We start from the raw sequence: 7,851 nt of genomic DNA, 5'->3' as shown, positions 1-7,851 counted from the left end.
CCAATACAATATAATGCTAATAAAGGGGCCGCAGCTAGCCACTGCTCACCAAACAGAATACGAATTATAATCTCAGAAAAAATGCCCAATACTAAATAAAACGGCCAGGCAATGCTCAGTTGAATTTGTAATAAGGTCTTAAACGACTGAGCTATGTCACCTTTATCAGCTTTTAATTTTGCAAAAAAAGGCGTAACTACCGGCCCTAGAGCTTGAGTAAAGAGGTTATTAAACAGACCTGCTGTGTTTGAAGCGCGATTAAGAATACCCACGTCAGCAATGGTGAGAAACTTTCCTGTTATTAACTCCGCGGCGTTATGCCCTATATGGCCTGCTAAAGCATTAATGCTAACAAAGCTTGAGTAAGAGGTTATTTCTTTCCACAATTTTAGGTGAGGTAATAAGGGTAAATTAGCGGGGCGATACAGCTGAATTAATAATGCTTGGCTAATAGTTTGAATAATTGCCCCTAGCACCAAGGCATAGACGCCGAAATCGTAGAGCGCCAACAAAATCATCGCGATGACACTGATTAGCTGGCTAATCAAGCCTGTAACAAATGAGGGCTGAAAATTGAGCTCTTTACGTTGTAAGGTTTGAATGATACTGCCGTAGGGTGCGATTAAAATGTTGAATGCTAACAACTTGAGTATTGGAGACAATTCTTGTTGTTGATAAAAGTCAGCGATAAGAGAAGAGGATAGAAACAAGACGACAGCAGTTATTGTTGCTATTAAAACTAGCACACCATAGGCGCTGCGTATTTTGTCTACGGTTAAGTCTTGTTCTTTTATCAGGTAGTTATTGATACCAAATTCTTTGATGATAGATGCAATACCAACAAAAATAACGGCGATAGTATATAAGCCGTATTCTTCGGGCGTAATTAATCGAGCAAGTATTGTGACAGAAATAAGTTGCAAAACTATTCGGAGATATTTTTCTCCAAACGAGAACATTAATGCTTTTTTAAAAGTAGCCACTTAATTTCCTTGGGCGCAATAGAGACTATTAGTTAATTGCGCCGCTTTGCTCCATGGCATGTTGTTAGCCGCTTGAAGGTTAATGATACCCATTTGGCTAATATCAATTTGGTGTATATTGCTTAGAATGTTGGCCAAGTCATCAGCATCAGAAAAATAAATCGCTCCATTTTGTGGTACGCAGCCGAATACCTTTGCACTTTCAGGCAAAATGAGTGCTTTGCCCATTGTCATGGCTAAAATCACCGAACCAGATGTAAGTGTATCGCTAAAGGGCAAACAAATAATGTCACTGATAGCTAAACTATCGACAAGTTCTTGATCGCTGAGAAACTTCAAATCAAATAAAATGTTAGGTTGCGCAGATGCTTGAGAGATTAAAGACTTGCCATAGGCTTTATCGAGAGGTGCGCCTGCGATTAGCAAGGTTACTTTACTTATCTCCGTTTTTTTTAATGCCTCTATGAGTTTATCTACTCCTTTGTACGGCCTAATCATGCCTATATAAGCGATGACCTTGTTCTCTTGAGATATGTGTTTGTTGCTTTTTAGCGCCGCTTTATCAGCACTGGGGCTTGGGTAGACCCCAGCATAATTACCATGAAAGATAACACGAGCCTTGTGTTGAAAATCTACTTGGTAAAGTTCGCACAAGGTACTTAATGCTTCTTTACTATGCACAATTATTTGATTAACACTCTTAACTAAAGAGCTTCGAACCTGCAGTTCTTTTGAGCGTTCTAGTTGCTGATGTGCGAATTTATTGTGAATAGTCCACACTATTTTTACCCCTAAGGCTCTTACGACAAAACAATCCAACCTTAATAGATAACATTTCACTTTGAATATAAACGGATTTTTCGACCATGCTAAAATCGCGATCAAATCGACAATCCAATGAAGATGGATCACGTCAATCTTTGGATTTTTTCTCCACAGTGTTAACAGAGGAAACAGTGATGGATAAAATTTATCATAACAGACTCTAGTTTTAAGGTCAGAAAGCTCATCAGCTAACATTTTCTGATAAGGATTAGCCTCACTATAATCTGGTACAAAGAGTACTAATTTGTTTGAGTTAGATGGACGCTTAGACATCGTTTAACCAGTGATAGATCTGGCGAGTGCAGCGAATGCTGTTTTCCAGTACAAGGGGTCATTGGGGTAAAGTTTTATCGCATTACACATCGCTTTAAATTCTTCCTTGTGCAATTTTTTTTCTCTTAAAGCGGTACTGAGAGACCACGCCCACTCCTGTGACAAGCGTTTATTAACCGCTTTCCTTTCGCTGTCGCTATGGGTATGAGGTAGCAGGCTAGCATAACCACGTATATGGGTTCTTGCACTTTTTTCTTTTTTGTCCGCATCACCGCCTGCAACCATGGATATATGAGCGTCATGAATGTGGTAAATTTGATGAATCTCATTGACGAAACCAAATTTGAAACCTGCTAGCACTACTCGTACTGCAAAAAATTGGTCGTATGCAGTGCGATACGAGGGATCAAATCGTAAGCTGCTATAGATTTTTTTACGCATAATCGCGCTTTGAGTACTGCCGGGTACACGATTTAATACTGCGACTTCGCCTATTCGTTTATCGTTAATCACGTTCAGTCCCCCTTCTCTATTTTCACTATTTAAAAGAAGGAAAGGGTGAGGTACACCTTCTTTTGTGACAAAATTTGATTCTTCGACGGTTTCTCTTGTTTCATGGTCAATACGATGAAGTCGTCCAAAGATCCAATCTACATCAGGATTTTGTTCAAATAGAGCTGCAAATTGAGATAAGTGATAAGGCGGCCACTCGTCGTCACTGTCTTGAAAAGCAATAAGTTCGCCCTTGGCGTGATCTAAACCGTTATTTCTCGCCGCATAGTGTCCAGCATTGGTTTGTTGCAAAAGGGTTATCTCTTTACGAAATGTGTGTTTGTTGTTTTCAATCCATTTGGCAGACTCATCAGTGCTGCCATCGTCAACAATGATAACTTCATAATTATCATAATCTTGCGCAAATATAGTATTAAATAGTTGTGGTAAAAACTTTTCTCGATTATAGATGGGGACAATGACACTGATAAGGGGGGTTGAGTTAGACATTACAGGTGTTACCTTTAAATACAGCTTCTAGTTTCTTGGATAATATGAGCCAGTCATAATTTTCGGCATGTTTGCGAGCATTTAGGCCCATTTCAATTAGGTCGTTAGGAGTGGCAAACATAGCAATTACTTTTTGGGCTAGATTTTCTGGAACATTGCAGTCAACAATAAAACCCGTTATTCCTTCTATTAAGGTTTCTGGCGTACCGCCTGAGTTACCACCAATGACAGGTATACCGCACGCTTGAGCTTCCAACATAACGATGCCAAAACCTTCAATATTTCGCCCTATGTCTCTATTGGGTAAAATAAACAAGTCAGACTGTTGGTAACATTCTACCATCTGCTGATCGGATAGTTCTGACATAAATAGCACATGATTTTCGAGTTTAAGTTGTGCAACCAACGATTGAAGCTCTGATCTTTGTGGACCACCGCCAATAATGGCATAAAGAATATTTGGCACCGCTTTTATTATGTCAGGTAAGGCTTTGACTAGCACATCGTGTCCTTTGCGAGCCTCTAAGCGAGAAACGGTCAATATTACTGGGCGCGCTTCCCATCCAAAGTGCTTTCTTAAGGCCGTGTTCCTCGTTGCGGGCGCGAACACTGAGGTATCAACGCCAGGAGTAATTACTTGTATTTTAATAGGGTTGACATCCCAATGGGCGAGCAACACCCTTTTAGAATTTTCACTGTTACAAATGAGTAAATCAGCTCCCCTTAAAGCACGCTTCACTATCCATCTAAAAGCTCTGCTTGTAGCGGCATTTTCTACATCTTCACCGTGTATGTAACAGTAATAGGGGATATTCAAAATGTGTTTGATTAAATAAGCGATAAAACCTTCCGGAATACATCTACCGCAATGAATCACGCTAATGTTATTTTGTTTTATGACTTTCCATGTATCGATGAATAGATGCATGTAAAAAAGTAGGCCAGATACAGATAACAACCCCCAGTCTGACCATTTTTTATAGCGGAATTTGATTCGCTTAATTTTTAATATTGCTTTTTCGTCAAATTCGCTCTGGTCGGCAGATGTGCCTGCAAGGATCACGTATTCTTTTGGATCGAGCCTACTATAGACTTCCCAAAACCAGCGTCCACTCCCGCCATGCATAGGTGGAAAAATTTCACTAAAAACTAAAGCCTTGCTCATTCGTTTGACTCTATCTCTTTAAAAAGGGGAGTATTAAGTTGTCTACTTCATTTTCATGTGCTGCAAACCAAGCTTCATCTGCATAGTTCTTCCACCGAGCTGGCATAGGAGCCTGAATTACGTTACATAATTTCTCAATAGAGAATGGGTCTACGCTAATATTGAATAAATCAAAAATAGCGTTTATTTCATCCTTGGGCTTCTCAGTTAAAGCCTCAAAGCTAACACTGTAATCAGCATACTGCTTACCAAATAGAAATGATAACTTCCATAGCGCATAAAAGCGTTGATAGGGATGGGGAGTAAATCGTTTGTCTAAAAAAGGGTAGTGTTTTGCCAAGTCATCACACCAAGGATCAAGATAAAAAGCATCTTGGTAAGTCAACTCAACATCATTTTTGTTCATTAGTGAATCATCGGTCAAAAATGAGCACCATTGATCTCTTGGATGGCGGAAAAGATGTAAAATTTTAGCCTTAGGAAAATGTTGCTTGACCCAGAGTAAGCGAAAATCTATGCGATTAAATTGTAAAACGGGACGTTTGGGTGACAATTCTACCAATCTTTCGATAAAGCGCTTCATCTTAGGTTGGTGGCTTTGTTCCGTCATTAAAAGCTCAGTTCGAATCCAATCTTCATCATACAGTTCAGACAGCTCTTCCATACCTTGATATTCAGCCCAGTAATCTGAGACACCACGATGGCTTGCATCGACATTTTCACCCCGTAATTTTGGTGAAAACCATTGTCTTTCATTGAAAGGCTCATAAAATGAAGTGCAGGTTCCTGACTGCCGAAATAGATTCCATAATAAAGTTGAACCGCTCCGAAACCGGCTGGTGATAAAAATGATGTCGTCTCGCTGGCTCGTTAGATTTGGTACAGCACTTACTTTTTGATAAGGACTATCTATGTTTTTCAATGTTGGTAAAGGTTGACTGCCAACACGTACTTTATCGTTAAGAAAGTCTTGCATTCGGGGTTGTTGGAGAAATTTCGATAAGACAAGTGTTAACGTTTGTTTGATTCTATCAAGGCCTAGCATGATTATTTTTTACCATCATTGATATATAAGCTTGCGAATTTTCTGCTCATGTTATTGACAATAAACATATTAGAGAACCGAGATTTTGCTTTTATTTTCATGTATTTAACCCTGTCTTTGTCGTTTAGTAAGGTTAAGATACTATCTGCAAAAGCTGAGGGGTTATTATTTTCTGTGACTAAGCCGTTTTCCGAATGTTGTATGATTTCTGCATTACCGCCTGCATCAGTTACAACGCATGGTTTTCCTAATGCCATAGCTTCTAGTAGTGTCATGGACGTTCCTTCACTAAGTGAGGAAAGTAAGAATACATCCATTAGTGCAAGATAGTTTAGTGGCATTGGATCGTAGCCAGTCATAATCACACTTTGAGTAATGCCCAAAGCATCAAGTTTATTCTCGATATTTTGTCGTTCATCACCATCGCCAACCATAAGCAGAATTGTATTCGGTTTGCTTTTCAATACAATCGAAAATGCTTCTAACATCATAAGGTGATTTTTAATCGGATCGAAGCGGGCAATAGTGCCTAGGACCTCGGTATTATTGTCTAACTTCAATAAGGTTCTTAGTTCATTTATTTTACTAATATCAACAATGGGCTCTCTTATTCCGTTATAAATTACCTCTATTTTTTTTGCTGGGATATTTTCAAAATCCACTAAAGCCTGTTTAGTTGCTTCTGATATAGAAGTGATGTGTTGAGTGATACGACACAACCAAGGATTAATTATCTTACGTTTCCAACTGCTTGAATCAGGATAAAATCGACCGTGCTCAGTAAATATCGTTTTCGTTTTCGTACCTAATGCCGCTATGGCCCCGTAAACCCAAGGCGTATATTGATGACAGTGAAGAACGTCGATCCTATTTTCAATTATATGGGCACGAATGGCCTTAATAAGCGATATATCGAAGCCGGGTTTACGTGAGGTGGAGGTTACCTGAATACCACAATTTTTTAATTGATGTCCCCATGGTCCTAATGGACTTTCGATACAGAAAATAGACATATCGAAAGTATCTGCCTCACAGTCTTCGATAATGTTTTTAATCACCATTTCTGTTCCACCAATGCGCATGTCATAGGTTAGATGCATCACAGAACATTGAAAACTAGTTGACATTTGTTCCTGCTTTTATCTTATTTCTAAGTTTATTTATTTTGTTGTTAACGAGACTTTCGCTTAACTGGCACGCGCAAAGGGAAATTATTAAAGCTAAGATAAAAATGGGTAAAATATATTCCTCTTTTGACAATAGTCCGATTTGAACAAAAATCCAAGATGCTAAACATGCAGCGCCGGTATGAAATATATATAGTGGGTAAGAGTAGTCTCCAAGTTTTAAATCTAACTCTTTTAATCGTTTACTATGTGGTCTAATACTGAAAAGTAAAACAGTCATTAACGCGCTTAAAGGTAGGTTCAACCAAGTAGAAATGATTTCAACTTTCCAACCATGCTGCTGGAAAAATTCAAATGAGAAGGCACTTATTACTGAAGTAAGACAAACATTGAATAAGAATATAGAAGTTAAAATTTTTCCGCAGTGGGGTGTTTTTTTAATCAAAGCTAGGAGTTTTATTCTATAAAAAAAGAGTAAACTGCCTATGGAAAAAGGTAATGACGCATTAAATATGTTGCCGTATCCAGTTCCAAGTTTACCTGTGATTAGGTTGGTTAATACAATATAGGACGCACTTGCAGCAAACCAAATCCAAGTTATCTTTTTCGTTTTGCTGACACCCAACCCTATTAGGGTATAAAAAAACAGCTCTATAGTTAGTGCCCATGTAGGAGGTGCTAATCTTGGTGAGTATTCAACTGGATTAAACTGAATGAATAACATACCAATGTTTGCAGTCCATTCAGTAATAGTAGTGGGCATTTGCATTTTTGAGTGAGATTCTTTTGCAAATTCTGCCCCCACTAGAAAAATAATGAAAATGATAAGTAATAATAGAAACCAGTAGGTCGGGTAAAGTCTGAGAAATCTATTTATTGCATACTTTTTAAAACCACTACGGGTATAACCATAACTGTTGTGTAAAATAGTGGTCATTAAAAAGCCACTTAGAATAAAAAATGAATATACTGCTAACGGCCCAATCGTTGGTAATTGTAAAATATGAAAAAGCATTACGTTCAATGCAAGTATAAATCTATATATTCCAAACACTTAATGCGCAGCCTTTTGAGAATATTTTACCCACCACATTTCGTACATAAGCATACTCCAAAGTATGGTACTGTGATCCGCTTCTTCATTTTGGTGTTCATTCCAAAGGGTTTGAATACAGTCATGGTTAAAGATGTCTTTCAAACCATGACCTTGCTGAATAATATGGTACTGTGCAAGACCTTTAATTTCATTTCTGAACCAGCTTGCAAGTGGCACCGAGAAACCCATTTTTTTACGGTATAAAATACCGTCAGGTAACATGGACTTAAACGCTTCTTTTAGAATGTGTTTTTTTTCGCCATTTTTAAACTTCATGCCGGAGGGTAGGGTGGCTGCAAATTCTACTATTTCTTTATCAAGTAGTGGCGCTCTCA

The 7,851-nt window shown here is 38.4% G+C and carries 8 protein-coding genes; all 8 read right to left on the bottom strand.

Translation table 11 applies throughout. The annotated features are described in order from the left end of the window. Positions 1–983, bottom strand: a 983-nt coding sequence (locus NWQ57_RS17380) for an oligosaccharide flippase family protein (RefSeq protein ID WP_306023438.1), incomplete at its 3' end; no start/stop codon positions are given. Beyond that, positions 984–2,081 carry a glycosyltransferase family 4 protein gene (locus tag NWQ57_RS17375; protein WP_306023437.1) on the bottom strand — a complete coding sequence of 366 codons (1,098 nt, stop codon included), beginning with the start codon at positions 2,079–2,081 and terminating at the stop codon, positions 984–986. Positions 2,082–2,084: 3 nt separating this feature from the next. Further along, positions 2,085–3,083: a glycosyltransferase family 2 protein gene (locus tag NWQ57_RS17370; RefSeq protein ID WP_306023436.1), complete on the bottom strand. Its 999-nt coding sequence runs from the start codon at positions 3,081–3,083 to the stop codon at positions 2,085–2,087. Further along, positions 3,076–4,248 carry a glycosyltransferase family 4 protein gene (locus NWQ57_RS17365; RefSeq protein WP_306023435.1) on the bottom strand — a complete coding sequence of 391 codons (1,173 nt, stop codon included), beginning with the start codon at positions 4,246–4,248 and terminating at the stop codon, positions 3,076–3,078. Before NWQ57_RS17365 ends, NWQ57_RS17370 begins: the two co-directional genes overlap by 8 nt. 10 nt (positions 4,249–4,258) lie before the next feature. Next, positions 4,259–5,224 (bottom strand): sulfotransferase, encoded by a 966-nt coding sequence (locus NWQ57_RS17360; RefSeq protein ID WP_306023434.1) that lies wholly within the window; start codon positions 5,222–5,224, stop codon positions 4,259–4,261. A gap of 71 nt (positions 5,225–5,295) precedes the next feature. Then, positions 5,296–6,420, bottom strand: a complete 1,125-nt coding sequence (locus tag NWQ57_RS17355; protein ID WP_306023433.1) for a glycosyltransferase family 4 protein — start codon at positions 6,418–6,420, stop codon at positions 5,296–5,298. Next, complete coding sequence (locus NWQ57_RS17350) at positions 6,410–7,474, bottom strand: acyltransferase (protein WP_306023432.1); 1,065 nt, start codon at positions 7,472–7,474, stop codon at positions 6,410–6,412. Before NWQ57_RS17350 ends, NWQ57_RS17355 begins: the two co-directional genes overlap by 11 nt. Next, on the bottom strand, positions 7,475–7,851 hold a 377-nt coding region (locus tag NWQ57_RS17345), incomplete at its 5' end, for an asparagine synthase-related protein (protein ID WP_306023431.1).

The organism is Paraglaciecola sp., assembly GCF_030730205.1.
In the GTDB taxonomy this organism is placed as follows: Bacteria; Pseudomonadota; Gammaproteobacteria; order Enterobacterales; family Alteromonadaceae; genus Paraglaciecola.
This window is presented reverse-complemented; position numbering and strand designations above follow the sequence as displayed.